This window comes from Mycolicibacterium sphagni (assembly GCF_002250655.1).
GTDB lineage: Bacteria > Actinomycetota > Actinomycetes > Mycobacteriales > Mycobacteriaceae > Mycobacterium > Mycobacterium sphagni.
Map to the genome: position 1 here is coordinate 94,395 of NZ_NOZR01000002.1, position 25,482 is coordinate 119,876.

At 66.6% G+C, this 25,482-nt stretch carries 23 protein-coding genes; 5 read left to right on the forward strand and 18 right to left on the reverse strand.

The features are described from left to right. Positions 1-81 precede the first annotated feature (81 nt). Together CG716_RS02475 and ngg are read left to right on the forward strand one after the other, a co-directional pair. Positions 82-1,887: an N-acetylglutaminylglutamine amidotransferase gene (locus CG716_RS02475; protein WP_094476140.1), complete on the forward strand. Its 1,806-nt coding sequence runs from the start codon at positions 82-84 to the stop codon at positions 1,885-1,887. Then, positions 1,884-3,638, forward strand: a complete 1,755-nt coding sequence (gene ngg, locus CG716_RS02480) for an N-acetylglutaminylglutamine synthetase (protein WP_094476588.1) — start codon at positions 1,884-1,886, stop codon at positions 3,636-3,638. The genes CG716_RS02475 and ngg overlap by 4 nt, the downstream gene beginning before the upstream one ends. Positions 3,639-3,640: 2 nt before the next feature. Here ngg and CG716_RS02485 read toward each other — a convergent pair whose 3' ends face one another. The 5 genes from CG716_RS02485 to CG716_RS02505 form a co-directional block, all read right to left on the reverse strand. Continuing rightward, positions 3,641-4,204, reverse strand: coding sequence for an alpha/beta hydrolase (locus tag CG716_RS02485; protein WP_094476142.1), 564 nt, complete (start codon positions 4,202-4,204; stop codon positions 3,641-3,643). A gap of 64 nt (positions 4,205-4,268) precedes the next feature. Beyond that, entirely contained in the window at positions 4,269-4,940 is a 672-nt protein-coding gene (locus CG716_RS02490) for a hypothetical protein (protein WP_094476144.1), read from the reverse strand. 10 nt (positions 4,941-4,950) lie between these two features. Beyond that, positions 4,951-6,456 (reverse strand): cobyric acid synthase, encoded by a 1,506-nt coding sequence (locus CG716_RS02495; RefSeq protein ID WP_094476146.1) that lies wholly within the window; start codon positions 6,454-6,456, stop codon positions 4,951-4,953. Continuing rightward, positions 6,453-7,313, reverse strand: coding sequence for a type I methionyl aminopeptidase (map, locus tag CG716_RS02500; RefSeq protein WP_094476148.1), 861 nt, complete (start codon positions 7,311-7,313; stop codon positions 6,453-6,455). Before map ends, CG716_RS02495 begins: the two co-directional genes overlap by 4 nt. A gap of 9 nt (positions 7,314-7,322) precedes the next feature. Beyond that, on the reverse strand, positions 7,323-7,898 hold the full coding sequence (locus CG716_RS02505; RefSeq protein ID WP_094476150.1) for a DUF1707 SHOCT-like domain-containing protein: 576 nt from the start codon (positions 7,896-7,898) through the stop codon (positions 7,323-7,325). Between the two features lie 67 nt (positions 7,899-7,965). On the opposite strand from CG716_RS02505, the gene CG716_RS02510 reads away from it, so the two are divergent. Next, positions 7,966-8,355, forward strand: coding sequence for a QcrA and Rieske domain-containing protein (locus CG716_RS02510; protein WP_094476152.1), 390 nt, complete (start codon positions 7,966-7,968; stop codon positions 8,353-8,355). A 249-nt stretch (positions 8,356-8,604) separates the two neighbouring features. On the opposite strand, the gene CG716_RS02515 is transcribed toward CG716_RS02510, so the two are convergent. The 9 genes from CG716_RS02515 to CG716_RS02555 form a co-directional block, all read right to left on the reverse strand. After that, a complete protein-coding gene (locus tag CG716_RS02515; protein WP_094476154.1) occupies positions 8,605-9,519 on the reverse strand; it encodes an NAD(P)H-dependent flavin oxidoreductase in 915 nt (304 codons plus the stop codon). A gap of 50 nt (positions 9,520-9,569) precedes the next feature. Continuing rightward, positions 9,570-10,433, reverse strand: a complete 864-nt coding sequence (locus CG716_RS02520; protein WP_094476156.1) for a cyclopropane mycolic acid synthase family methyltransferase — start codon at positions 10,431-10,433, stop codon at positions 9,570-9,572. A gap of 211 nt (positions 10,434-10,644) precedes the next feature. After that, positions 10,645-12,468, reverse strand: coding sequence for a penicillin-binding transpeptidase domain-containing protein (locus tag CG716_RS02525; RefSeq protein ID WP_094476158.1), 1,824 nt, complete (start codon positions 12,466-12,468; stop codon positions 10,645-10,647). Positions 12,469-12,549: 81 nt separating this feature from the next. Next, entirely contained in the window at positions 12,550-14,145 is a 1,596-nt protein-coding gene (locus CG716_RS31030; protein WP_094476160.1) for a family 16 glycosylhydrolase, read from the reverse strand. A gap of 214 nt (positions 14,146-14,359) precedes the next feature. Next, positions 14,360-15,214, reverse strand: coding sequence for a GNAT family N-acetyltransferase (locus CG716_RS02535; protein WP_094476162.1), 855 nt, complete (start codon positions 15,212-15,214; stop codon positions 14,360-14,362). A gap of 46 nt (positions 15,215-15,260) precedes the next feature. Then, positions 15,261-16,412: a flavodoxin-dependent (E)-4-hydroxy-3-methylbut-2-enyl-diphosphate synthase gene (ispG, locus tag CG716_RS02540; RefSeq protein ID WP_094476164.1), complete on the reverse strand. Its 1,152-nt coding sequence runs from the start codon at positions 16,410-16,412 to the stop codon at positions 15,261-15,263. 61 nt (positions 16,413-16,473) lie between these two features. After that, a complete protein-coding gene (locus tag CG716_RS02545) occupies positions 16,474-17,712 on the reverse strand; it encodes a M50 family metallopeptidase (protein ID WP_094476166.1) in 1,239 nt (412 codons plus the stop codon). After that, positions 17,709-18,875 (reverse strand): 1-deoxy-D-xylulose-5-phosphate reductoisomerase, encoded by a 1,167-nt coding sequence (gene dxr / locus CG716_RS02550; RefSeq protein WP_094476168.1) that lies wholly within the window; start codon positions 18,873-18,875, stop codon positions 17,709-17,711. The genes CG716_RS02545 and dxr overlap by 4 nt, the downstream gene beginning before the upstream one ends. A gap of 21 nt (positions 18,876-18,896) precedes the next feature. Beyond that, on the reverse strand, positions 18,897-20,225 hold the full coding sequence (locus CG716_RS02555) for an APC family permease (RefSeq protein ID WP_234817682.1): 1,329 nt from the start codon (positions 20,223-20,225) through the stop codon (positions 18,897-18,899). Between the two features lie 53 nt (positions 20,226-20,278). On the opposite strand from CG716_RS02555, the gene CG716_RS02560 reads away from it, so the two are divergent. Both CG716_RS02560 and CG716_RS02565 read left to right on the forward strand, forming a co-directional pair. Continuing rightward, a complete protein-coding gene (locus CG716_RS02560) occupies positions 20,279-21,625 on the forward strand; it encodes a cryptochrome/photolyase family protein (RefSeq protein ID WP_094476170.1) in 1,347 nt (448 codons plus the stop codon). Between the two features lie 63 nt (positions 21,626-21,688). After that, entirely contained in the window at positions 21,689-21,943 is a 255-nt protein-coding gene (locus CG716_RS02565) for a DUF2631 domain-containing protein (protein WP_094476171.1), read from the forward strand. Positions 21,944-21,947: 4 nt separating this feature from the next. Here the strand turns inward: CG716_RS02565 and rlmN are convergent, their stop codons facing one another. Genes rlmN through pyrH form a run of 4 tightly spaced genes read right to left on the reverse strand, consistent with a single transcriptional unit; the run spans position 21,948 to position 25,290 of the window. Continuing rightward, entirely contained in the window at positions 21,948-23,039 is a 1,092-nt protein-coding gene (gene rlmN / locus CG716_RS02570) for a dual-specificity RNA methyltransferase RlmN (protein ID WP_094476172.1), read from the reverse strand. Positions 23,040-23,071: 32 nt separating this feature from the next. Then, a complete protein-coding gene (locus tag CG716_RS02575) occupies positions 23,072-23,965 on the reverse strand; it encodes a phosphatidate cytidylyltransferase (protein ID WP_207760556.1) in 894 nt (297 codons plus the stop codon). Then, the gene (frr, locus tag CG716_RS02580; protein ID WP_094476173.1) at positions 23,965-24,522 is read right to left on the reverse strand and encodes a ribosome recycling factor; all 558 of its coding nucleotides are present in this window, start codon (positions 24,520-24,522) and stop codon (positions 23,965-23,967) included. The genes CG716_RS02575 and frr overlap by 1 nt, the downstream gene beginning before the upstream one ends. 12 nt (positions 24,523-24,534) lie before the next feature. After that, a complete protein-coding gene (gene pyrH / locus CG716_RS02585; RefSeq protein ID WP_094476174.1) occupies positions 24,535-25,290 on the reverse strand; it encodes a UMP kinase in 756 nt (251 codons plus the stop codon). Between the last annotated feature and the right edge of the window lie 192 nt (positions 25,291-25,482).

The window sequence follows — 25,482 nt, forward strand, 5'->3', positions numbered from 1 at the left end:
TCTCGGCCGGGGTTAGGACTCCTCAGCCGCGGGTAAACGGAAACGCCAAGTCAGCGAGCAGACGGGATAGGTCGGGAGACGATGTGTGGAGCGGCGGGCGAAGTCCGCCTCGACAGTCAGGTCCCCGATGTGGCAGCCGTGGCTGCCATGGCGGAGACGATGGAACGCCGCGGGCCCGACGCGGCCGGGGTGTGGTCTGCGGGCCGGGTGGCGCTCGGCCATCGACGGCTGAAAATCATCGACCTCTCCGAGGCCGGGGCCCAGCCGATGGTGGACGCCGACCTCGGGCTGACGATCTGCTGGAACGGCTGTATCTACAATTACGAGGCGCTGCGCGACGAGCTTGTCGGGCACGGCTACCGGTTCTTCTCGCACAGTGACACCGAGGTGTTGCTCAAGGCCTACCACCACTGGGGCGATCGGTTCGTCGAGCGGCTGTACGGGATGTTCGCGTTCGCCATCGCCGAACGCGACAGCGGCCGGGTGCTGCTCGGGCGCGACCGCCTCGGCATCAAACCGCTTTATATCACTGAAGATTCGCACCGCATCCGATTCGCGTCGTCGCTGCCCGCACTGCTGGCCGGCGGCGGCGTGGACACCCGCATCGACCCGATCGCGCTGCACCACTACCTCACGTTCCACTCGGTGGTGCCCGCACCCCGCACCATCCTGAGCGGGGTGCGCAAGCTCTCCCCCGGCACCCTGATGGCGATCGAACCCAACGGCACGCGCCGCGAGATCACTTACTGGGAACCCGATTTCACCCGTAGCGAGGAGCGCTCCCACTGGAGCGAACGGGATTGGCAGGACGCGGTTCTCGATTCACTGCGCAGCGCGGTGAAGCGCCGCCTGGTCGCCGACGTGCCCGTTGGTTGCCTGCTCTCCGGCGGAGTCGACTCCAGCTTGATCGTCGGCCTGCTTGCCGAAGCGGGTCAGACCGGACTCTCGACGTTCTCCATCGGCTTCGAATCCGTCGGCGGCGTCAAGGGCGACGAGTTCGCCTACTCCGACATCGTGGCCAAGCGGTTCGACACCGACCATCATCAGATCCGCATCGACACCGCCCGGATGCTGCCCGCCCTCGAGGGCGCGATCGGCGCCATGAGCGAGCCGATGGTCTCCCACGACTGTGTGGCGTTCTATCTGCTCAGCCAGGAAGTCGCCAAGCATGTCAAGGTCGTTCAGTCCGGTCAGGGCGCCGACGAGGTGTTCGCGGGCTACCACTGGTATCCCCCGATGAGCGAGCCCGACGCGGCCTCCGTCGAGGGCTCCGTCGGCCGTTACCGCGGAGCGTTCTTCGACCGCGACCACGACGGCGTCGCCGCCCTGCTCTCCCCCGACCGGGTCAACGGCGTCGACCCGAGCCTGGCATTCGTCGCCGACCATTTCGCCCGGCCCGGCGCGCAGACCGGCGTTGACCGCGCACTGCGACTGGACACCATGGTGATGCTGGTGGATGACCCGGTCAAACGCGTGGACAACATGACGATGGCGTGGGGGCTGGAAGGCCGGGTGCCGTTCCTCGACCACGAGCTGGTCGAACTGGCGGCGACCTGCCCGCCGGATCTGAAGACCGCCCACGGCGGCAAGGGTGTATTGAAAGAGGCTGCCCGGCAAGTGATTCCGTCCGAGGTGATCGACCGGCCGAAGGGGTACTTCCCGGTGCCCGCGCTCACCCACCTAGAGGGGCCGTATCTGGACATGGTCCGCGACGCGCTGTACGCGCCTCAGGCCAAGGAACGCGGCCTGTTCCGGCCCGACGCCGTCGAACGGCTGCTGGCCGATCCCAACGGACGACTGACCCCGCTGCGCGGAAATGAACTGTGGCAGATCGGACTTCTCGAGCTGTGGCTGCAGCAGCACGGCATCACCGGGCCGGCCGCATGAGTAGCGGCCACACCGAGGCGATCACGATGGGCCTGCACGGGGCTTCGCCGCAGCACCTGGTCATCGAGATGAGAGACGACGTGGTGCTCGAACTTGGTTGGGGCCGTTTACTTTTCGGGCAGACCTTCGAAGACCCAGGCAAGCTGGCCGCGGTGCTGCAACAGGAGGCGCAGGGCCGCAGGGACATCTGTATCTACGCCCGCGAATCGCATGTGCTGGTGGCCAAGTCGCCGGCCGAGCTGTTCATCGACCCCAGCCACACCTACCGGTGGCGGCTGCACCCCGACGACGCGGCCGACCCCGACCCGATCGGGTTCTCGGTGCGGCCGTTGCGCGACAAAGCCGAAGCCGACGAGATGAACCGGGTGTACCTGCGCTGCGGCATGGTGGCCGCGCCGACTGACGTGATCTGGAACAACCACCTGCACTGCGACGCGGTCGAATACCTGGTCGCGGTGCGCGACGACGACGGTTCGATCGTCGGCACGGTCACCGGGGTGGATCACAAGCGCCTCTTCAACGATCCCGAGGACGGCTCCAGCCTGTGGACGCTGGCCGTCGACCCGACGACCAGCCTGCCCGGCATCGGCGCCTCGCTGACGCGCACGCTGGCCGCGATCTTCCGCGGCCGGGACCGGGCCTACTTGGACCTGTCGGTGGCTTACGACAACAAAGCAGCGATCGGGCTGTACGAGAAGCTCGGCTTCGAGCGCGTGCCGGTGCTGGCCGTCAAACGCAAGAACGCGATCAACGAACCGCTGTTCACGCCGGCGTCGGAGACCGTTGACGATCTGAACCCCTACGCGCGCATCATTGCCGACGAGGCCATGCGCCGGGGAATCCGCATCGAGGTGCTCGACGCCGAGACCGGTGAGATGCGGTTGTCACACGGCGGACGCAGCGTGGTGACCCGGGAGTCGTTGAGCGAATACACCTCTGCGGTGGCGATGAGCCGCTGCGACGACAAGCGGCTCACCCGCCGCATCGTCTCCGAGGCCGGCATCACGGTGCCCAGGGGCCGGCTGGCCACCTTCGACGCCGACGACCATACGTTCCTGGCCGAGGTCGGCGATGTCGTCGTCAAACCGACCCGCGGCGAGCAAGGCAAGGGCATCACCGTCGGGGTCGACGGACCCGACGCACTGGATTCCGCGCTGGCCCGGGCCAGAGAACAGCACCCTGAGGTGCTGATCGAGCAGCGTGCTCCCGGCGACGATCTTCGCCTGGTGGTCATCGACGGCAAGGTGGTCGCCGCGGCGCTGCGCAAGCCGGCCGAGGTGGTGGGCACCGGCAAGCACACCATCCGGGAGCTGATCGAGACCCAGAGCCGCCGCCGCGCCGCGGCCACTGGGGGCGAGTCGCACATTCCCGTCGACGGTGTCACCGTCTCAACCGTCGCCGAGTCCGGCTGGGCCTTCGACGACGTACTGCCCGAAGGGGAACGGCTGCGGGTTCGCCGGACCGCGAATCTGCACCAGGGCGGCACCATTCACGACGTGACGGCCAAGGTGCATCCCGCGCTGTGCCGGGTCGGCGTGACTGCCGCCGACGCCATCGGCATCCCGGTCACCGGCATCGACCTTCTGGTGCCCGATGTGACTCGCGACGAGTACGTGTTCATCGAAGCCAACGAGCGACCCGGCCTGGCCAATCACGAGCCTCAGCCAACCGCACAGGCTTTCGTCGATTTCCTGTTTCCCGGGCAGCCCGGGCTACCGCAGGCTTGGACCCCTGAGGAACCGCCGCGCTGAGCTCACCAGGTGCTGGTGCGCAACACGATCTCGGCGGCCAGCTGCGCGGTGGACTCCGCGGCATTGCGCCGACCGGTGAACTCCACCAGACGGTAATCGCTGTAGACGTAGCGCTGGCTGGCCCTGGCCAATGCCCGCGCGGCCGGTGTGCTGACCAACGCGGTTGTGTTGATCTCCACTGGCGGGCAGTCCTCGTCGCGGATCATGCCGTTCTGGTCGGGCACCCGAGGATGGCCACGATCAACGACGACGAGACCGGTGAACCGGTCGAGGCGGGTGGCAGCAAGCTCCCAGGCGAGTTCAGCGCCGGCGCGGTCACCCACCAAGACGCCCCAGCGGACATCGAGTGCATCGAGGATGCCCACCACGGCCTTGGGATGCAGCCGTGGGTCGGCACCGATCACGACCGTTCGCACGGACGCTGTGTGCAAACGCTGACAGACCCCGTCGTAGGCGGCCGGCGCATGCTGGGCCGCACCCAGCACCACGACGAAGGGCCCCTTTTCCGGGCCGGTCACGCTGACCGGCACGGGGAACCCATCGACAGTCACCATTGTCGACAGCATTTCGCCACGTTACTGGGAAAGTGGCTTTCGGCGGGCAATTTCGGCAGGGTTCCTCAACTCCTACTCAGGTGGCTTGACGAATCTTGGCGGCCTGCTTGGCAAAGACGTCCAGGAACGTCTGCGGCAGTGACGCTTTGGCGTCAATGCTGGGATCGGGCATGGGAAAAGCGATTCCGAACATTCCGTGCCTGCCCACGTTTTGGAATGCCATGTAAACACTACTGGGCGAACCCATCAGCTGCATCGTTTGCTGATACGCCAGGACGTCGTCCCCCAAAGGAGGTAGCTCGGTGGTGGTGATGGGAATGCCCTTGCTCTTCGAGTCGAAGAACGCTTCGAATTTCGCACACCGCCCGGCCGCGGCCTCGAGCTTGTCCATGTCCAACGGCCACGACAACACGGTCATGACGATGCGCGCACCGTTGTAGGTGGCCGCGTATTTCGAGGCGCTACCGGGCCCGCGCTCAGCCGAATCGGCAATCACGTTGGTCATGGCGTTGGCGCAGCCTTCGGGGCGCGACAGCATCGATGGCGGACTGCCGGTGTTGTCGGGCTGGCCGGGGTGCTCGACGATGCGGTCGTACTGAACGCCCGGCGGGAAGTCAGCGGGAGTCAGCGTGGCCTTCTCCAGTGTTGCGCCCGGCCACGTCGCGGTGCCGATGACTGTCGATCCGCAACCGGCGACCAGCACGGCGGCAGCCGCCGCCGTCGTGACCACCGCCATGCGACCCGACATAGTTCTCAGGCTACCGATCAAGCCGCGTGCTGATCGTCGGGCGCACCGGCACACCACCGTCTAGCAGCGACAACAGCGCGTCGATGTCGAGGTGGGCGACCAGCAGATCGGCCATCACGTCGAGCTGGGCGTCTCGGCGGGCGGGCACGCTGACATCGCCGGCGACCTGGAATCCGGACCGGCCGGCCGCCACGGCCGCCGCGGCGAGCCAGTCGCGACGGAATTCGTCGTTGTCGAGCAGGCCGTGCCAATGGGTGCCGAACACCGCACCCCGGACGTACCCCTGCACGATGCCGTCGGCCTCGAACCATTCGTCCTCCGCGCAGCGCGTCACGCGGCCGTGGTGGATTTCGTAGCCGCTCAACGGACTCGGCCACCGTCGCAGCACCTTGTCGGGTGCGAAGTCGATGTCGGCGTCGAACAATCCCAGCCCGTCGACATCGCCCGAACGGGTTTCGACGGTGTCGCCGATGCGCCGGCACAGCATCTGGAAGCCGCCGCAGATCCCCAGCACCGGACGCCCGGCGCGGGCATGGGCGGCGATCGCGTCAGCCAGTCCGCGCTCCCGCAGCCAGCCCAAGTCGGCGACGGTGGCCTTGCTGCCCGGGATCACGACGACGTCGGCGTCGGCCACTTCGGTGGGTTCGGCTGCCCACCGGACCTGCACCCCAGGCTCACAGGCCAGCGCTTCGAGGTCGGTGGAGTTCGAGATACGCGGCAACCGGATCGCCGCCACGCGCAGCCACTGCTCACCGCGCGGAGGCGCCGGCACCCCGATCACCTGGCCGGCCACCACCGACACCGAATCCTCGGTGTCCAGCCACAGCTCGTCGCAGTGGGGCACGATCCCGTAGGTGGGCCGGCCGGTGAGCTGCGCCAGCTGGTCCAGACCGGGCGCGAGCAACGCGGGATCGCCGCGGAACTTGTTGACGATGAAGCCGGCGATCAGCGCCTGGTCCTCCGGTGACAGCACGGCTACGGTGCCGAACAGGTGGGCCAGCAGCCCGCCACGGTCGATGTCGCCAACGATCACGACAGGCAGATTCGCCGAGCGCGCCAGTCCCATGTTGGCCAGATCGGTTGCCCGCAGGTTGATCTCGGCGGGCGATCCGGCACCCTCGCACACCACGACGTCGAATTCGGCTCGCAGCGAGTCCAATTCGTCGGCGACCACCCCGGCCAGCCGATCACGGTGTTCGATGTAGTCGGCCGCGCCGACGGTGCCGACCGGGTGGCCCTTGACGATCAGCTGTGAGGTCCGGTCACTGCCGGGTTTGAGCAGCACCGGGTTGAACCGGGTGCTGGGTTGCAGGCCCGCTGCGCGCGCCTGCATGCCCTGAGCCCGGCCGATCTCGCCGCCGTCGACGGTGACCACCGAGTTGTTGCTCATGTTTTGAGCTTTGAACGGTGCGACGCGAATTCCCTTGCGCGCCAGTAGTCGACAGAGGCCGGCGACCACCATCGACTTGCCGGCATCCGATGTGGTGCCCGCGATCAGCAGAGCGCCGCCGGTCACGGGGCCAGGGTCAGAATTTCCGCGCCATCCTCGGTCACGACCAGGGTGTGCTCGAACTGGGCAGTCCACTTGCGGTCCTTGGTGGCCACGGTCCAGCCGTCGCCCCAGATCTCGTAGTCCAGCGCGCCGAGGTTGATCATCGGTTCGATGGTGAACGTCATTCCCGGCTCCAGCAGGGTCTCCACCTCGGGCTGGTCGTAGTGCAGCACCACCAGTCCATTGTGGAACGTGGTGCCGATGCCGTGGCCGGTGAAGTCCCGAACTACGTTGTAGCCGAAGCGATTTGCGTACGCCTCGATGACTCGTCCGACCACTGACAGGGCTCGGCCGGGTTTGACGGCCTTGATCGCCCGCATCGTCGCCTCATGGGTGCGTTCCACCAGCAGGCGGTGTTCCTCACTGACGTCGCCGGCCAGGAAGGTGGCGTTGGTGTCACCGTGCACACCGCGGATGAACGCGGTCACGTCGATATTGACGATGTCGCCGTCCTCCACGACGGTCGAGTCCGGGATGCCGTGGCAGATGATCTCGTTGAGCGAGGTACAGCAGGACTTCGGAAAACCCTTGTAGTGCAGCGTCGACGGATAGGCACCGTGATCGATCATGTACTCGTGGGCGATGCGGTCCAGCTCGTCGGTGGTCACCCCCGGCGCGACGGCCTTACCGGCTTCGGCCAGCGCGCCGGCAGCGATCCGCCCGGCGATGCGCATGTTCTCGATGACCTCGGGCGTCTGGACCCAAGGCTCGCTGCCTTCGGCCACCGTCGACTTACCCACATATTCGGGACGTTCGATGGTCTTGGGGACGGGCAGGGTCGGTGAAACCTCTCCGGGCCGGAGTGCACTGCGTACGGGCATGTGACCAGCCTAATGGCGCCGCAGCAGCGGATGCTTGGGACCGCGGACGTTGACCGACCCCATGACCACCCGGCCGGTGAGCACCACATGCGGGGTGCCTTCGGCGGGTGCGTCCTTGCGGCGGTCGCGGGCGCTACCGGCATAGACGGTGACGTCGTCGATGGAGGCGCTGGCCCCCTCGGGCAGCCGCAAGTCCACCGAGCCGCGCACCATGTCGAGCTCGATGACGACGACCGGGCCGGCGAACCGGGCGTTGGTGAGGTCGAGCTCGACGGAGCCCATCCGGCGCACCAACGCCAGCCGTGTCGGCACGGTCCACTCCCCGTGCCGTTTCAGGGAGCCCATCCAGCCGCGCAGCTCGACCCGATCGGCAGCGGAAGTGACGATGGCGCCCGGTCCGGGCAGGTCGCCGACCAGGATCTCGAGATCGGTCTGCATCCGCGCCGCCGATACCTGCGCCGAGCGCTCCTCGAACTCGCCGATGTCGATCAGACCCAGCGCGACAGCGTTGTGTAGCCGCCGCAGCGTCCCGTTGCGGTCGGCATCGGACACCCGCATCGCGGGCGTGTGGTCGATTCCGGTCATGGCTTTTCCACGGTACCTGTTCGCCCACCCGTTCGGACGCGGGAAAACCCTCGGTTAGCCTGGGGCGATGTTCGCCTTGCCGCGCCGAACCGTGCTGATCGGAGCTGCGGTCGCACCGATCGCCGCCTGCAATACCAACACCGGCACGCTCGTCGCGCCGCCGACAACCGCGACGCCCGGTCAGGTTCTCGCTGCCACCACCGACATCCCGGTGGGGTCGGGCACGGTCGTCGGCGACACCATCGTCACTCAGCCGACGCCCGGTGTGTTCGAGGCGTTTGTCGCCCGGTGCACCCACGCCGGATGCGCGCTGCCGTCGGTCAGCGGTGACACCATCAACTGTCCGTGTCACGGCAGCCGGTTCGCCGTCGACGGCTCGGTGCTACGCGGGCCGGCCGTGGCGCCGCTGGAGCCCGTGGCGGTGAAAATTCAGGGTGGTCAGGTCGTCGCCGGCTGACTCAGCGCCGCCCGCTGGTGGTGTTGGGGTCGGCGACCGCAGATGACGCGCTCAAGAGCGCCGGCACGGCCAATGCCCTACCGGCTGCGAAGATTTCCGCTCCCGACCGCACCGTCGACACGCCCTTCATCTGCCTCCCTCGTGGTAGCCGACACGGGGAAATCTATCCGTGTTCGCACTGCCCAGAGCCCGTCCCCAGCGTGTTGGTAGGGCGCGAGAAGCCACCTCCAAGGACCCGGCCGGGGTGACTCAGAATCGACTTGTGGCCGCACTCAGCGCGCTCTGCGCACCCACCCATGTGCTGCGAATGACGTCAGCCACCGGGAGGACCTCGACGATGCGGGACGAGACCTGGCCGGTATTGGCCACGCTCGCGTCCATGTCCCCGTCGAAGTAGAGGCGGGTCACACCGTCGATCAGTGGAACTGCGGCACCCTCGGTGGACACCCGACGGGCCAAGCCGACGTGCAACACCCGCATGGTGGGATTCCCGGGCAGATTCAGCAGGATCGTTCCGGCATCATCGGCGGCCACGATGGCGTCCTTGAAGTTGGCGTGCACGGCAGCTTCGCGGCTGGCCAGCATGCGGGTACCCATCTGTACACCCTCGGCACCCAGCACCACCGCGGCGGCGGCCGATCGGGCGTCGCAGATCCCACCAGCCGCAATGAGGGGCAGGTGGACCTGCTCGGCAATCAGCGGGAGGAGCACCATCGTGGAGGCGCCGAGCGCCGATTTGAAGCCACCCCCCTCGACGCCTTCGACCACTAAGGCATCGACGCCGGCGTCGACCGCCTTACGGGCACCGTTGAGCGACCCCACGACGTGCACCACCGTCATGCCCGCGTCGTGTAGTCGAGCAGTGAACAGCCCGGGGTCGCCCGCGGAGGTGAACACGTGCCGGACGTTCGCCTCGACCAGCACGTCGACGATGGACGGGTCCCGCTTCCACCCCTGGATCATCAGGTTGGCGCCCACCGGCCGGTCGGTAAGATCGCGCACCGCACGCAGATCGGCGCGACCCTCCGGGGTGAGTGTCTCGATAATGCCCAGACCGCCGGCCTCGGAAACCGCGGCCGCGAGGGGCGCCCGTGCGATGTAGGTCATCGGCGCCTGGACGACGGGATAGGTGACGCCCAACAAACTCTGGATCCGGTTGGTCACGCATCATCTAAGCACACACGTCGAAGTGCCTGTGCTACTTGATAATTGGGCTATTTCGACAGCGTGAACTGACCCACATCGATCAAGCCGCTGCGAAACAAGGGAGGGCAGCCCACGAGGTACTTCATGTAGCGGTCGTAGACCTCCTCGGACTGGATCGCGATGGCTTCGTCCTTGTGCGCTTCCAACGCCGCTGACCAGTGGTCGAGCGTCGTGGGGTAATGGGCCTGCAGCGATTGGAACCGGGTCACGGTGAAGCCGGGCTTGACGGCATGCGCATTTATCATCCGTACCGACGGCAGCCGGCCGCCGGGGAAGATCTCGGTGATCATGAACTTGCAGAACCGGGCCATGTCGAAGGTCAGCGGTATGCCCAGCGCCAGCACGTCGTCGGGGTGCAGACCGAGGATGGTGTGCAGCAGCATGATGCCGTCGTCGGGCATCGCCTCGTACGCGAACGTGAAGAAGTCGTCGTAGCGGTCGAAGCCGAAATGTTCGAAGGCACCGATGGATACGATCCGGTCGACCGGCTCGTCGAACTGCTCCCAGCCGCGCAGTTCCACGCGCTTGGAGCGCGGACTGTCCGATGCGGCGAACAACTGCTCGACGTGGGCCTGCTGGTTCGCGCTGAGCGTCAGCCCGATCACGTTCACGTCATAGCGCTCCAGCGCCCGGTTCAAGGTCGAGCCCCAGCCGCAGCCGACATCGAGCAGCGTCATACCCGGTTGCAGGTCCAGCTTGCCCAGCGCCAGGTCGATCTTGGCGATCTGCGCCTCTTCCAGCGTCATACCGTCGCGCTCGAAGTAGGCGCAGCTGTACGTTTGCGTCGGATCGAGGAACAGACGGAAGAATTCATCGGACAGGTCGTAGTGCGCCTGGACGTTTTCGAAGTGTGGCTTCAGCTGTCTGGGCATCGCGTTAGGCGCCTTCCTGGACGCCCCGCAGCATTCATAAATGGTCCCCGACCTATGAGCTGCGTGGATGTGTCCGAACCCTAAGGTAGCCGCAAACCGGTGCGAACATCAACAAACAGGGACCAATCCACAGCGTTGGTCCGACGCCCTTTTAGCGACAGACCAAATGCGTTGCGTTGAGGGCAGTTTCAGATGGCGACACCCGCAGGCGTCAAGCGAGGTAATCGCTGGGCAGCTCGTTCAACATCATCTTGACCATCCGCACGGCGTACTCCGAACTGCCGCCGCCGACGATCAGCGCCGCGAAGGCCATATCGCCCCGGTAGCCGGCGAACCAGGCGTGCGAGCCGCCCTCGAACTCGGCCTCACCGGTCTTGCCGTGCACGTCGCCGGCGTCGTTGATGTCCTTGGCGGTGCCGTTGGTGACCACCATCCGCATCATCGGCCGCAGCCCGTCGAGCATGGCCGGCGTGATGGGCGGGTGATCGCCGGACTCAGGGGTCTGACTGCCCACGATCAGGTGTGGGTTTGGCGTCTTGCCAGCGGCGACGGTCGCGGCCGCCAGCGCCATGCCGAACGGGGTGACCAGCACCTTGCCCTGCCCGAAACCGTCCTCGGTGCGTTCGGCCAGGTTCACTGTCGGCGGTACGGTGCCGGTGACCGTGGTCAGCCCGTCGATGGTGTAGTCCGGGCCGATGCCGTACTGGGAGGCCGCTACCGTCAGCGCGGTCGGTGGCATCCGGCTGGCCAACTCAGCGAACGTGGTGTTGCAGGAGTTGGCAAACGCCTTGGACATCGGGACCGTGCCGAGGTCGAACTTGTTGTAGTTCGGGATCGTTCGCTGGCCGATGTCGATCTGGCCGGGGCAGCCCAGCAGGGTGTTGGGCGTTGCCATGTCGCGGTCGATGGCGGCTCCGGCGGTCACGATCTTGAACGTCGACCCAGGCGGGTAGAGGCCCGTCGTGGCGGCGGGGCCGTCGACATCGGCCGCGGCGTTCTGGGCCACCGCGAGGATCTCGCCGGTCGAGGGCTTGATGACGACCAGCATGGCCTTGCGGCCCTGGGTGTCTACCGCGTGTTGCGCGGCGTTCTGCACGGAACGGTCCAGCGTGATCGAGATCGACGGTGCCGGCGTGGGCGGCACCTCCTGCAAGACGTCGACGTCGGCGCCGTTCTGGTTGACGCTGACCACCCGCCAGCCGGCCTGACCGTCGAGCTGGTCGATGACGGCCTTCTTCACCTCGCCGATGACTGCCGGGGCGAAGTGGTCATCGGTGGGCAGCAGGTCGGCCTGCGGGGTGACGACGATGCCGGGCAGGTTGTCCAGTGCTTGGCCGACCTTGTCGTGGTCGGCAGGGCGCAGGGTGATCAGCTCCAGCGGCTTGCTCGAGGAGCTGGCCTGCTCGGCCAGCCATTGCGGGTCCAGGGTGTTGTCGAATGGGCGCAGCTGGTCGGCGACCACCCGCGAGGTCGACATCAGCTCACTGCCGGCCTTGGCAGCGTCGAGCTGGTAGCGGTACAGGTTGCCCGGCTCCAGCACGTCGGTGCCACCCAACTCGTTGACCGAGGCGCGCCGCGGGGCGTCAGCCTCTAGCGCAAAGTGTTGGTGTTCACCGAGTTTCGGATGCAGCCCGGCGGGACTCCAGCGCACGCGCCACGTGCCTTCGTCGCGGATCATCTGCAGCACGCCGTCGTAGGTCCACGTCCGCTTCTTGGGCAGCTGCCAGGTGAAGCGGTAGTTCACGCTGCCGGTGTCCTCGGTGTAGCGCGAGCCGAGGATCTGGGCGTCGAGGTGGGTGGCCTGCAGGCCGGCCCACGCCTCGTTGAGGGCGGCCTGGGCGTCGGCGGGCTTGTCGGAAAGCTGCGCGGCCGACGCGGTGTCGCCCTTGGTGAGGTCGGCGAAGAATTTCTCCGCGGCCGGGCCGGGCCCGTCGGGTCGTGGAGTGCAGGCCGACAACGTCGTCGACGCCGCCACCACGGCCATAATCGATGCAAGCCCTGTGACTCGTGTTGCTAATGAGGTGCAAGTAGCCATTGGGGCAAATGTTATGAGGCCGTGACTCGAAACCGCCGCCAACACACCGGCGGCCGGTGGCCCAGTCGAGGATGCCCGCCGTCAGACGATGGAATCGAGCGACCACTCCTTCATCCAGGCGACCTGCATCTGCGCCCCGGCAGCGATGTCACTGCCGCCGACATCGAGCTGGATGCACAGGTGCATCGGCCCAGGCGGGAAGGTGGACGTGTCGGTGGTGGTGAAGATCGGGATCCCGTCGACGTAGGTGGTGATCGCTGTCGGAGTCCATGTCACCGCGTAGGTGTGCCACTGGGTGGCGTCGATGGTCATGGTCGCGCCAGCCTGCTGGTTGGTCGACGAGTAGTGCAGGACCGAGTTCACCGCCTGGCGTGCCGGGTCATCCCAGATTTCCGCGAAGTCGATTTCGCCACCGGTGGGCCAGTTCTCGGCGTCGGGCCACAACAGCAGGACGGGGTCGTAGTTCGCGGCGCCGGCCGGTGCGCGCATCCGCACTTCCCAGGCGCCGTACATCTGACCGGGCCCTAAGGCGATGCCCGCGTCGTTGCCGCTGGCGTCTCCGGTCAGCGTCATGATGCCGCCAGCAAACGAAATCGCACTGGCGGTCCGATTGCCTTGTTGCGTCTGTCCCGAATAAATCCACCACCCTGCCAGCGCCGACGAGTCCGTGAAGTACGTGGAGCGCGTCGGCTGGCCCCAGTTGCCCAAACCGTCGTTGGTCGCGGTGCCCGCACCAGCAGGAGAGCCAGCACCGCCACCAGCACCCGCGCCATCGGTGGGCGGCGCACCAGCGCTGCCCGGGTCGCTGCCCACCGCGGACACCCCGTTCACGCGGACGCTGATACTGGCGGCGGACCCCCAGCCGGGTATCAGGAGGCCTAACAGGCCATGGATGCGGAAGCCGTTCTGTGCGTCGCTGACGGTGGCGGTGAAGAGGTCGGTGCTCCCGTCCTGAACGAAATCTGCCCCGGGGGTGTATGTGAAATACCCATCGGGGTCGATAGCTACGGTCCCGCCGTTGAGCGGTTTACTGACCGTATACGTCAGTTTGTCACCGTCCGAGTCGTTGCCAATGATCTGGCCAGTGATTGTGCCGTCAGAGTTCTCCACATTGTCGGATGAATTGTAGGAAATGGTCGGAGTTTTATTGAAGAACGTTATTTGAATCTGCCGGATAAGCGAATTAATAATCGAAACCGGGCTTTCGAATGTCGACGCGCTCTTGGTTGTCACATTCGCATTTAAGGACAGAGCATCGCCCACTGACGCTGCGGCGGCTTGCGTGACTGTCGTGGCGGCCGCACTGCGGCCTGTCGATCCGACCGAGGGAACATTCACTGCTGTCGGCGCGACAACTGCGCTCGCCCCGGACCGCCGCGCGGGTCCGGCAATTGTTGCCTGCTGCCCCTGGACGCGACTAACAGCAACTCCGCGCGGTGACAGCGCTGGTCCCGACTTGCCGACGGCCTTGGCTGGGGCTGCGGAATCTCGCGATTGCACAGCGCTGGAGGTCGAACTGGGCGGACCCGGTGTGCTGTCAGCAGCCGCGGCGCCGCAGCCCGCCGCAATCGACGTACCCAGTCCCAGCGCGACCAGAGCCCCACCGACCCAACCGCAATGTGGCGCAAGCGACGTCTCAGCGAGCCGAAAATTGCGTGCGCAAATAAACCCTGGCATTCGAACCCCCGTGAGCTATTACCGCGAATGGGTGCGGTCTAAAAACCCCGGCGGCCCACCACGGACTACCCGATAGTTGTGCGACATTTGTCGTCCACAGCAGATGTTAAGCCGGTATCGACGCCATTAGTACGGAATTGAAAACAGTAAATCCGACCGCTAGCGGCAATTAACCAATAATTGATCCGCCGGTTCGGGGGGCGTTGGCCAATGCTTAGTCGAGCAAGACGGTCGCGAACATCCCGACCTCGGCGAAGCCGACTCGCGCGTAGGCCGCCCGGGCCACCGCGTTGAAGCTGTTGACGTACAGGCTGGCAATGCGTCCGCTGTCGACGACCGCGGCGGCCACCGCCGCAGTGCCCGCCGTGCCCAGCCCGTGGCCGCGCCATTCCGGATGCACCCACACGCCCTGGATCTGGCCGACCACCGGGGACTGCGAACCCACCTCAGCCTTGAACACCACCTGGCCGTGCTCAAAGCGCGCGTAAGCCCTGCCCGCCGCGATCAGACTGGCCACCCGGCGACGGTATCCCCGGCCACCGTCACCGATCCGCGGATCGATGCCGACCTCGCCGATGAACATGTCGATTGCGGCCACCAGGTAGGCATCGAGCTCGTCGACCCGCACCCGGCGCACCGCCGGGTCGATCCGGCACGCCGGCCCCACCCCGAGGGCCATCAACGGTTGGCGATCGCGCACATCACGAGCCGGACCCCACGCGTTCTGCAGCCGGTCCCACATCGGCAGCACCAACTCGGCCCGGCCGACCAATGACGAACAGCGCCGCGCCGTACTCATCGCCTTATCGGCGAACGCATGCAGGTCGGGCTGCGCGCCGCGCAGCGGGATCAGATTGGCCCCGGCGTAGCACAGCGATTCCTCGGCGCGCTGCCGCGTCCACAACTCGCCCCCGATCGCTTGCGGCTCGACACCGTGGTCGGCAACCCGCGCCGCCACCATGCAGGAACCGACCGGATCGTCGGCGAAGACTCGCTCTAGCGAGGCGGAGTCGCGCACCACCGACACCCGACGTTCGTCGACCAGACGAAACAGTGGCGGTGCCGACATGGGGTTACTTTCTGCGGGTCATGAAAACCCCTGTGGGGTTACGCCATCAGCTTACGGTCACCACCGGTGAACCGCTGGCAGATGCATCCGTGCCGCGCTGAGCTTCGCCAATCTCGGAGGCAAGTCGCATTGCCTCTTCGATCAGCGTCTCGACGATCTGCGCCTCCGGCACGGTCTTGATCACTTCACCCCTGACGAAGATCTGTCCCTTGCCGTTACCCGACGCGACGCCGAGGTCGGCTTCGCGGGCCTCGCCGGGACCGTTGACGACACAGCCCATCACGGCCACCCGCAGTGGCACGTCGAGCCCGTCGAGACCCGCCGACACCTCGTTGGCCAACGTGTAGACGTCGACCTGCGCGCGCCCGCAGGACGGGCAGGACACGATCTCGAGCCCGCGGGGCCGCAGGTTCAGCGACTCCAGGATCTGGATGCCGACCTTGACTTCCTCGACGGGCGGGGCCGAGAGCGACACCCGGATGGTGTCGCCGATCCCCCGCGACAGCAGCGCGCCGAACGCGACGGCCGACTTGATGGTGCCCTGGAATGCCGGGCCGGCCTCGGTCACCCCGAGATGCAGAGGGTAGTCACACTTCTCGGCCAACAGTTCGTAGGCGGCCACCATGATGACCGGGTCGTTGTGCTTGACGCTGATCTTGATGTTGCCGAAGCCGTGCTCCTCGAACAGCGAGGCTTCCCACAGCGCCGACTCGACGAGGGCCTCCGGGGTGGCCTTGCCGTACTTCTCCATGAAGCGCTTGTCCAGCGAGCCGGCATTGACGCCGATGCGGATCGGGATGCCCGCGGCGCCGGCCGCCTTGGCGACCTCGCCGACCCGGCCGTCGAATTCCTTGATGTTTCCGGGGTTCACCCGCACGGCCGCACAGCCAGCGTCAATCGCGGCGAAGATGTATTTGGGCTGGAAATGGATATCTGCGATCACCGGAATGTTGCTGTGCCTGGCGATTTCGGCCAACGCGTCAGCGTCCTCCTGACGCGGGCAAGCCACCCGGACCATGTCGCAGCCGGCGGCGGTCAGCTCGGCGATCTGCTGCAGCGTGGTATTGACGTCGTGGGTCTTGGTGGTGCACATCGACTGCACCGAGATCGGGGACTCGCTACCGACCCCGACGTCGCGCACCATGAGCTGCCTGGTCTTTCGTCGCGGGGCCAGCACCGGCGCCGGCGGGGCCGGCATGCCCAGGCCTATGGAAGTCACTAGTTCATCTCCACGATTTCATCTCCAAGAGTTGGGCCGACTACTGGAACAGTCGAATTGGATTGACCAGGTCTGCGGTGACGGTCAACAGCATGTAGCCGACCACCACGACGAGGATCACGTAGGTGGCGGGCATCAGCTTCATGTAGTTCACCGGCGCTGCGGCGACTCTGCCGCGCGCCGATCGGATGACATTGCGGATCTTCTCGAAGAGCGCGATCGCAATGTGGCCGCCGTCGAACGGCAGCAGCGGCACCAGGTTGATCGCTCCGAGCACGAAGTTGAGCTGGGCCAGGAAGAACCAGAAGGCCACCCACAAGCCGTGATCGACGGTGTCGCCGCCGATGATGCTGGCCCCCACCACGCTGATCGGTGTCTCGGGGTCGCGCTCACCGCCCCCGATCGAGTGGATCAGCGCGCCGACCTTGGTCGGGATCTTCGCCAGAGACTTGCCGAGTTCGACAGCCAAATCACCGGTGAAGGTGAAGGTGGCCGGCACGGCCGTCAGCACGTTGTACTGCGTCGGCGGGAACGTCGCCATGCTGACGCCAACGGCGCCGACTGTGGTGGGCACCGGCTCGGCGCCCTTCTCCTTGGCCGCGAACCGCTGGGTGGAGCTGACGTCGACGGTGGTGGTGAATTCGCGAGTGGCTCCGTTTTCGGTGCGCTGCACGACGAACGGCGTCGGGCCGGACGCCCCGCGCACAGCGGTGACCATCTCGTCGAAGTTCTTGACGTTGGTGTTGCCGACCTTGAGCACAACATCGCCTGCCTTGATGCCAGCCAGCGCCGCCGGGCCGGGGCCGGTGCAGTCACCGAGCTTGCCCTTGGTGACTTCCGATGCGACACACTGTGTTTCGCCGACGACGGCGGTAGTCGGCGCGTGCAGGTTGGGTAGACCCCAGATAACCGCGATCGTATAGACCAGCACCAGCCCGATGATGAAGTTCATGGCCGGCCCCGCGAACAGCACGGCCACCCGCTTCCAGGTGTCCTGCTTGTACATCGCGTAGGGGCGGTCTTCGGGTGCGACCTCGTCCACCGCGGTCATGCCGGCGATGTCACAGAAGCCCCCGAGCGGTACAGCCTTGATGCCGTATTCGGTGGAGCCGAGCTTGTTGGGCCGGAAGGTCGACCACAGCGTGGGCCCGAAGCCCACGAAGTAGCGGCGCACTTTCATTCCGGTGGCGCGCGCCACCCACATGTGACCGCACTCGTGCAGCGCGACCGAGATCAGGATGCACAGTGCGAACAGCGCAATGCCGAGAGCGAACATCATCGGATTGAAGCGACCTCCTGTGTGACGGCCTCGCGGGCGCGTTGCCGTGCCCAGCGTTGCGCGTCAAGTACTTCTTCCACGGTAGCGGGTTCAGCGGCCCACTGGTCGGCGGCGTGCAGGACGTCGGCAATTGTTCGCACGATGGCCGGGAAACGGATCTTGCCGGCCAGGAAGGCCGCGGCGGCCTCTTCGTTGGCGGCGTTGTAGACGGCGGTCAGACAGCCGCCGGTCTGTCCGGCGTGCCGGGCGAGGTCAACCGCGGGGAAAACTGAGGCGTCCAGGGGCTCGAATTCCCAGGTGGAGGCGGTGGTGAAGTCGCAGGCCGCGGCGGCGGCCGGCACTCGGTCGGGCCAGCCAAGGGCCAGCGAGATCGGCAGCTTCATATCTGGCGGGCTGGCCTGGGCGATCGTGGAGCCGTCAGTGAACGTCACCATCGAGTGCACGATCGACTGCGGATGCACCACGACCTCGATCCGGTCATAGGCGACGCCGAACAGCAGGTGCGTCTCGATCAGCTCCAGACCCTTGTTGACCAGCGACGCCGAGTTCAGCGTATTCATCGGGCCCATATTCCAGGTGGGATGCGCACCGGCCTGCTCAGGAGTGACGGGCTCGAGCTGGGCGGCCGACCAGCCGCGGAACGGGCCACCGGAGGCGGTGAGCACCAGCTTGGCGACCTCCGCGGCGCTGCCCGAGCGCAGACACTGCGCCAGCGCCGAATGCTCGGAGTCGACGGGCACGATCTGGCCGGGACGAGCGGCCTTGACTACCAGCGGACCGCCTGCGACCAGCGATTCCTTGTTGGCCAGCGCCAGCCGCGCGCCGCTGGCCAGCGCGGCCAACGTCGGCTGCAGCCCCAGCGCCCCGACCAGGGCGTTGAGCACGACATCGGCCTGCGTGTTCTCGACCTGCCGGGTGACGGCGTCGGGCCCGCTGTAGGTGACGTCACCGACCTGCTCGGCGGCGGCCGGATCCGCGACAGCGATATTGGTCACGCCGGTCTCGGCGCGCTGGCGAGCCAGCAGGTCGGGGTTTCCGCCACCAGCAGCCAGACCGACGACTTCGAAGCGGTCCGGGTTCTCGGCGATGACCTCCAGCGCCTGGGTTCCGATGGAACCGGTGCTGCCCAAGATCAGGACCTTCAGGCGGTTGGCGGGGCTCACCCGTCAATTGTGCCGCTTTTCTCAGCCGGCTTCGCTGATGTCCACCTCCGGCGGCGTCCGCGTCAATCCCCGGGTGAGCACCAACAGGTAGATGATGCCCAACCCCAGCCAGCTCAGGCCCAGGATCAAGGCCCGCGAGTCGAGCTGAGTCAGCAGATAGATATCGATGACGACACCTGCCGCCGGCAGCAGAACATAGCGCCAGGGGTTCAGCGAGTCGGCGCGATGCCGGACGAAATAGCCGATGACCGAGAGGTTCACCAGGGTGAACGCGGTGAATGCGCCGAAGTTGATGAACGATGTCGACGTGGCGACGTCGAGGAAAATAGCCGCCAACCCGATGATGCCGGCCAGCACGATGTTGAACGCCGGGGTGTGGAACCGCTCGATGACCAGCGCGAAACCGCGGCGCGGCAGCACCCCGTCGCGGCCCATCGCGTAGAGCAGCCGGGCGACGGCGGCCTGTGCCGCCAGGCCGGAGGTGAACTGGCCGAGGATCAGCCCCGCCAGGAACACCGCCCCAAACACACTGCCGCCGATCGTCTTGGCGATGTCGTTGGCCAGGGAATCGGTGTTCTCGAACGACCCGCCCGGCGATACCAGGGTGACGAAATACGAGACGATCACGAAGAGGGCCCCACCCACCAACGCAACGATGACGATCGCGCGCGGGATGGTTCGCTCCGCGTCGTGGGTCTCCTCGGTCAGGGTGCTGACCGCGTCGAAGCCGAGAAACGAATACGCGGCGACAGCGGCACCGGCCGCGATCGCCGAAACTCCGCCGGAACCGGTGAAAGGTGTTGCGGAAACCAGTGATTGGGAGGTGGAGACCAGGTGCACGATAGTGAACACGACGAATAGCGCCAGAATGAGCAACTGGAAGGTCATCAACACGAAGTTGGTGCGGTCAGCAACCTTGAGCCCGATGATGTTGAGCGCGGAGGTGGTCACGATGAACGCGACAATCCACACCCAGAACGGCACTCCGGGGAACTGGCCGGACAGATACGCACCGCCGATCAGCCAGATCACCAACGGCAGGAACAGATAGTCCAGCAGGATCGCCCAGCCGACGATGAATCCCAGCCGGGCGTCCAGCGCCTTACGCACGTAGGTGTAGGCCGACCCGGCGACCGGAAAGTGGCGCGCCATCAGCCCGTAGCTGAACGCGGTGAAAAGCATCGCCACGGTGGCCAGCAGATAGGAGCCGGCGCTGCCGCCGTCGGACTTCTCGGCGATCACGCCGAAGATGCCCAGCACGATGATCGGCGCCATATAGGCGAGCCCGAAGAGCACGACTGAGCGCAGCCGTAGCGTCTTCTGCAATCCGGGATGGTGTTCGATAGCCACGGGAGCCTCTTTTCGTCTGGGTATCCGATGCCCAGGCAGGGCAGCATAGAAACATGCCGTCCACGTTGTTGTGGTTTCGCCGTGATCTGCGACTGCACGATCTGCCTTCGTTGGTGGAAGCCGCCGCCGATGGCGCCGACGTGCTCGCCTGCTTCGTGCTGGATCCGCGATTGGAGAAATCGTCGGGACCGCGCCGGCTGCAGTTCCTCGGCGATTCCCTGCGCGCACTCTCCGATGCCCTCGGCGGCAGGCTGTTGATCACCCGTGGCCGGCCCGAAGAGCGAATCCCGTTGTTGTGCAAGCAGACCGGAGCCACGGAGGTCCACATGTCGGCGGACTTCAGCCCGTTCGGCGTGCGTCGCGACGACGCGGTCGGTGCCGCGCTGGCCGACGCCGGCGCGGCGCTTCGGGCCACCGGCTCGCCGTATCTGGTGTCACCGGGCCGGGTCACGAAAGACGACGGGACGCCGTACAAGGTGTTCACGCCGTATTTCGCCCGGTGGCGAGAGGTCGGCTGGCGCGCACCCGCGGCGTCGACGAAGGCGAAGGTGAGCTGGATCGACCCGGCGGAGGTGTCGTCGAAGCTGCACGTCAAGGCTCCCGACCCGGGCGTCGAGCTGGATATCGAGGCCGGCGAGGCGGCCGCCCTGGCCCGGTGGGAGGAGTTCGTCGACTCTCGCCTTGCCGACTACGCCGAGGACCGCAACCGCCCCGACAAGCCTGGCAGCAGCCGCATGTCGGCACACCTGAAGTTCGGCACGATCCATCCCCGGACCATGGCCGTCGATCTGAACTCGCGCGCCACCGGAGCGGGTGCCTATCTGCGGGAGCTGGCCTTCCGCGACTTCTACGCCACCGTTCTGCACGAGTGGCCCGAGAGCGCGTGGTGGAACTGGAACGGCAAGTTCGACGCCATCGAGGTCGACACCGACGCGCACGCCGACGAGGCATACGAGGCATGGAAGGCCGGCCGCACCGGCTACCCGATCGTCGATGCCGGGATGCGCGAGCTGAGCGAGTCCGGGCTCATGCATAACCGGGTCCGGATGATCGTGGCGTCGTTCCTGGTCAAGGACCTGCATCTGCCGTGGCAGTGGGGCGCGCGATGGTTTCTCGAGCAGCTGGTCGACGGCGATATGGCCAGCAACCAGCACGGCTGGCAGTGGTGCGCGGGCTCGGGGACCGATGCGGCGCCGTATTTTCGGGTGTTCAATCCGACGACACAGGGCCAGAAGTTCGATCCCGACGGTGACTATGTGCGGCGCTGGGTGGGCGAGCTGGCCGCCGTCGACGATGTCCACACGCTCAAGGGCGGGCCGCCCGACGGTTATCCGGCGCCGATCGTCGAGCACGCCGCCGAGCGCGCCGAGGCGTTGCGGCGCTACGGCCAGATCGGCTGAGCTTGCGCCGCGTGGGTGTGCCAGAATTACCGCAATTGCCGATTGAGCCCGACAGGAGTCGCAATGGTCAGCACCGAGGTGGAGCGCTACACGGACGTCGACACCGGCGACGTACCCTCGGCGGCCTGGGGCTGGAGCAAGGTCAACCCGCGTACCTGGCACGGCGTCGGCATCTTCGTCACCCTGTTCCTGCTGGCGATGCTGCGCGGCAACCACGTCGGCCACGTCGAGGACTACGTGCTGATCGTGTTCGCGGTGCTGGTGTTCGCAGCCACCGTGCGCGACTGGTGGGGCCGTCGCCGCGGCTGGATCCGGTAAGTCTTCAGCTGCTGGCGGCGAGCTGACCGCAGGCCGCCGCGATCTCGCGCCCACGGGTGTCCCGCACTGTGCACGACACCCCCTGAGCCCGCACCCGTCGGACGAACTCCCGCTCGGCCGGCTTCGGGCTGGCGTCCCATTCACTGCCCGGCGTCGGGTTGAGCGGAATCAGGTTGACGTGCACCAGCGGCCCGAGTGCCTTGTGCAGTTTCTTGCCGAGTAGCTCGGCCCGCCACGGCTGGTCGTTGACGTCGCGGATCAGCGCGTACTCGATCGACACTCGCCGGCCCGTCGCGTCGGCGTAGTAGCGCGCCGCATCAAGCACCTCACTGACCTTCCAGCGGTTGTTCACCGGCACCAGGGTGTCGCGCAGCTCGTCGTCGGGCGTGTGCAGCGACACCGCCAGCGTCACGCCCAGGTGCTCGTCGGCGAGCTTTCGGATCGCAGGAGCCAGCCCGACCGTCGACACCGTCACCGACCGAGCCGAAATTCCGAAGCCCTCCGGCACCGCGGCGGTAATGCGTTGCACCGCCGCGAGCACCCGCCCATAGTTGGCCAACGGCTCGCCCATGCCCATGAACACCACGTTGGACAGCCGGTCACCGAACGAGTCGCGCAACGTCACCGCCGCGGCGCGCACCTGCTCGAGAATCTCGGCGGTGCTCAGGTTGCGGGTCAGCCCGCCCTGGCCGGTCGCGCAGAACGGGCAGGCCATGCCGCAGCCGGCCTGCGACGAGATGCACACCGTGTTGCGGTTCGGGTACCGCATCAGCACCGACTCGAAGGTGGTCCCATCGTGGGCGCGCCACAAAGTCTTTCGAGTTTCCCCCGCGTCGCATTCGATCTCGCGGGCGACCGACAGCAGCTTCGGGAATAGTGCGTCGGCGACGGTCTCGCGCACGGCGGCGGGCAGATCGGTCATCTGCTGCGGGTCGGCCAACAGACGGCCGTAGTACTGCTGGGCTAGTTGCTTGGCCCGAAACGGCGGCAGCCCGAACTCGGCCACCGCGGCCGCGCGGCCCTCGGCGTCCAGATCGGCGAGATGGCGCGGCGGAAGGGCACGCCGCGGCGCCTCGAAGACGAGCTCTTGTTTCATTACGTCCAGTATCGCTGAGCCGGCAACCCGGCTCAGGCCAGCAGCGTCAGAACGATCCAGCCGGCGACCGCCGAGGGCAGCATCGCATCGATGCGGTCCATGATCCCGCCGTGGCCCGGCAGCAGCGTTCCCATGTCTTTGATGCCCAGGTCCCTTTTCACCTGGGACTCGACCAGGTCGCCCAGAACGCCCGTGATAACCAGCATCAACCCGAGCGGCAAGCCGACCCAGAACGGCTTGTGCAGCAGGAACGTCACCGACAGCACGGCCGCGGTGATGCCGAACAGCAGGGAGCCGCCCAGCCCCTCCCAGGATTTCTTGGGGCTGATCGCCGGGGCCAGCAGATGCTTGCCGAACAGCACGCCGGCGGTGTAGCCGCCGATATCGGCGAAGACGACCGTGGCGATCACGATGAAGGTTCGTGCGCCGCCGTTGTCCTGGAAGATCAGCAGTGAGGTGAAACTGGCGAACAACGGCACCCAGGTGGCCAGCAGGACCGTGGCGGCGATATCGCGCAGGTAGTTGACCGGCTGCTCGCGTAAACCCTGGCCGAGTAGACGCCACACCATGGCGACGACAATGGTGCCGCCGTAGGCGCCCAGCGTCCCCGCCACGCCCCACGGCCATGCCAGCCAAATCATCGCCTGGCCGCCGACCAGCAGCGGCACTACGGGCATCACGTAGCCGTGTTCACGCAAGCGGCGGACGACCTCGTGGGTGGCGATCGCGATCGCAATGGCCAGCAGTGGCAGCCACCATTTCGGCGCGAACAGGAGGCTGCCGATCGCCATGGCGCCGAGCGCGGCGCCGACGGCGATCGCGGCAGGCAGGTCACGGCCGGCGCGAGAGGGCTTAGGTTCCGGCCCCGCCGAACCTGGGGCGCCGGACTCGATGTCTGCCACGGGCGATGGTTGCTGAGCGGCCATCAGACCTCCAGCAACTCGCCTTCTTTGTGCTTGACCAATTCGTCGATCTGACCGACGTAGGTCGCGGTGGCCTTGTCGAGGTCCTTCTCCGCGCGACCAACCTCGTCCTCGCCGGCCTCGCCGTCCTTGCGGATGCGGTGAAGTTCCTCCATCGCGCGGCGTCGGACATTGCGCACCGAGACCTTGGCGTCCTCACCCTTGGACTTGGCCTGCTTGACCAGATCGCGGCGCCGTTCCTCGGTCAGCTGCGGGATCGACACCCGGATGATGTTGCCGTCGTTGGTGGGGTTGACGCCCAGGTCCGAGTTGCGGATGGCGTCCTCGATCGCGCGCAGCTGGGACGCCTCGTAGGGCTTGATGACAACCATCCGTGCCTCCGGCACGTTGACGCTCGACAGCTGGGTGATCGGGGTCGGCGACCCGTAGTAGTCGACGACGACGCGCGCGAACATGCCGGGATTGGCCCGTCCGGTTCGGATGGACGACAAATCGTCGCGGGCAACCGCGACGGCCTTTTCCATCTTCTCTTCGGCGTCGAAGAGAGCCTCTTCAATCAAAGTTAGTACTCCTCAACCGCTGACCAGTGTTCCGATCTTCTCACCTGCGACCGCCCGGGCGATATTCCCGTCGGTGAGCAGGTTGAACACCAGGATCGGCATGCCGTTATCCATGCACAAACTGAAGGCGGTGGCATCGGCCACCTGAAGGCCGCGGTCGAGCACCTCGCGGTGGCTGATCTCGGTGAGCATCTCGGCGTTCGGGTCCTGGCGGGGGTCGGCGGTGAAGACACCGTCGACCGCCTTGGCCATCAAGACGATGTCGGCGCGGATCTCCAGCGCGCGTTGCGCGGCCGTGGTGTCGGTGGAGAAGTAGGGCAGCCCCATGCCCGCCCCGAAGATCACCACGCGGCCCTTCTCCAGGTGGCGCACCGCGCGCAACGGGATATAGGGCTCGGCGACCTGTCCCATGGTGATGGCGGTCTGCACCCGGGTGACGATGCCTTCCTTTTCCAGGAAGTCTTGCAGCGCAAGGCTGTTCATGACGGTGCCGAGCATGCCCATGTAGTCCGAGCGAGTGCGTTCCATCCCTCGCTGCTGCAGCTGGGCGCCGCGGAAGAAGTTGCCGCCGCCGATCACGACGGCGACCTGCACACCGCTGCGCACCACCTCGGCGATCTGGCGAGCCACCTGGGCAACGACGTCGGGATCCAACCCCACCGACCCGCCGCCGAACATCTCCCCGCCGAGCTTGAGCACCACTCGCTCGAATCTGGGACGCAGTTCCTGCGTCGGTCCGGCGCCGTTGGTACTGACCGTCTCCCCCATCAGACTCCTCGGACTAGTCGGGCTCCTGGCATGAGAGTGCCATCCCGGCGACATTCGGGACGGCACTTCCATCTTGCCTTATTGCCGAACCTGGCGATTTCTCGGGTTATGCCTGGTGCGCGGGTCACCAAAGGACAGCGATGGCCGCCGCTGCGAGCGACAAAACACCGACCGAGACGAAGACCGGGCGCG

Bases quoted from the DNA above. Each gene is read 5' to 3' on its own strand.
- CG716_RS02475 (WP_094476140.1), top strand. From the start codon at position 82: ATGTGTGGAGCGGCGGGCGAAGTCCGCCTCGACAGTCAGGTCCCCGAT.
- ngg (WP_094476588.1), top strand. From the start codon at position 1,884: ATGAGTAGCGGCCACACCGAGGCGATCACGATGGGCCTGCACGGGGCT.
- CG716_RS02485 (WP_094476142.1), bottom strand. From the start codon at position 4,204: ATGCTGTCGACAATGGTGACTGTCGATGGGTTCCCCGTGCCGGTCAGC.
- CG716_RS02490 (WP_094476144.1), bottom strand. From the start codon at position 4,940: ATGTCGGGTCGCATGGCGGTGGTCACGACGGCGGCGGCTGCCGCCGTG.
- map (WP_094476148.1), bottom strand. From the start codon at position 7,313: ATGCCCGTACGCAGTGCACTCCGGCCCGGAGAGGTTTCACCGACCCTG.
- CG716_RS02505 (WP_094476150.1), bottom strand. From the start codon at position 7,898: ATGACCGGAATCGACCACACGCCCGCGATGCGGGTGTCCGATGCCGAC.
- CG716_RS02510 (WP_094476152.1), top strand. From the start codon at position 7,966: ATGTTCGCCTTGCCGCGCCGAACCGTGCTGATCGGAGCTGCGGTCGCA.
- CG716_RS02520 (WP_094476156.1), bottom strand. From the start codon at position 10,433: ATGCCCAGACAGCTGAAGCCACACTTCGAAAACGTCCAGGCGCACTAC.
- CG716_RS02525 (WP_094476158.1), bottom strand. From the start codon at position 12,468: ATGGCTACTTGCACCTCATTAGCAACACGAGTCACAGGGCTTGCATCG.
- CG716_RS31030 (WP_094476160.1), bottom strand. From the start codon at position 14,145: ATGCCAGGGTTTATTTGCGCACGCAATTTTCGGCTCGCTGAGACGTCG.
- CG716_RS02535 (WP_094476162.1), bottom strand. From the start codon at position 15,214: ATGTCGGCACCGCCACTGTTTCGTCTGGTCGACGAACGTCGGGTGTCG.
- ispG (WP_094476164.1), bottom strand. From the start codon at position 16,412: ATGCCGGCCCCGCCGGCGCCGGTGCTGGCCCCGCGACGAAAGACCAGG.
- CG716_RS02545 (WP_094476166.1), bottom strand. From the start codon at position 17,712: ATGATGTTCGCTCTCGGCATTGCGCTGTTCGCACTGTGCATCCTGATC.
- CG716_RS02560 (WP_094476170.1), top strand. From the start codon at position 20,279: ATGCCGTCCACGTTGTTGTGGTTTCGCCGTGATCTGCGACTGCACGAT.
- CG716_RS02565 (WP_094476171.1), top strand. From the start codon at position 21,689: ATGGTCAGCACCGAGGTGGAGCGCTACACGGACGTCGACACCGGCGAC.
- rlmN (WP_094476172.1), bottom strand. From the start codon at position 23,039: ATGAAACAAGAGCTCGTCTTCGAGGCGCCGCGGCGTGCCCTTCCGCCG.
- CG716_RS02575 (WP_207760556.1), bottom strand. From the start codon at position 23,965: ATGGCCGCTCAGCAACCATCGCCCGTGGCAGACATCGAGTCCGGCGCC.
- pyrH (WP_094476174.1), bottom strand. From the start codon at position 25,290: ATGGGGGAGACGGTCAGTACCAACGGCGCCGGACCGACGCAGGAACTG.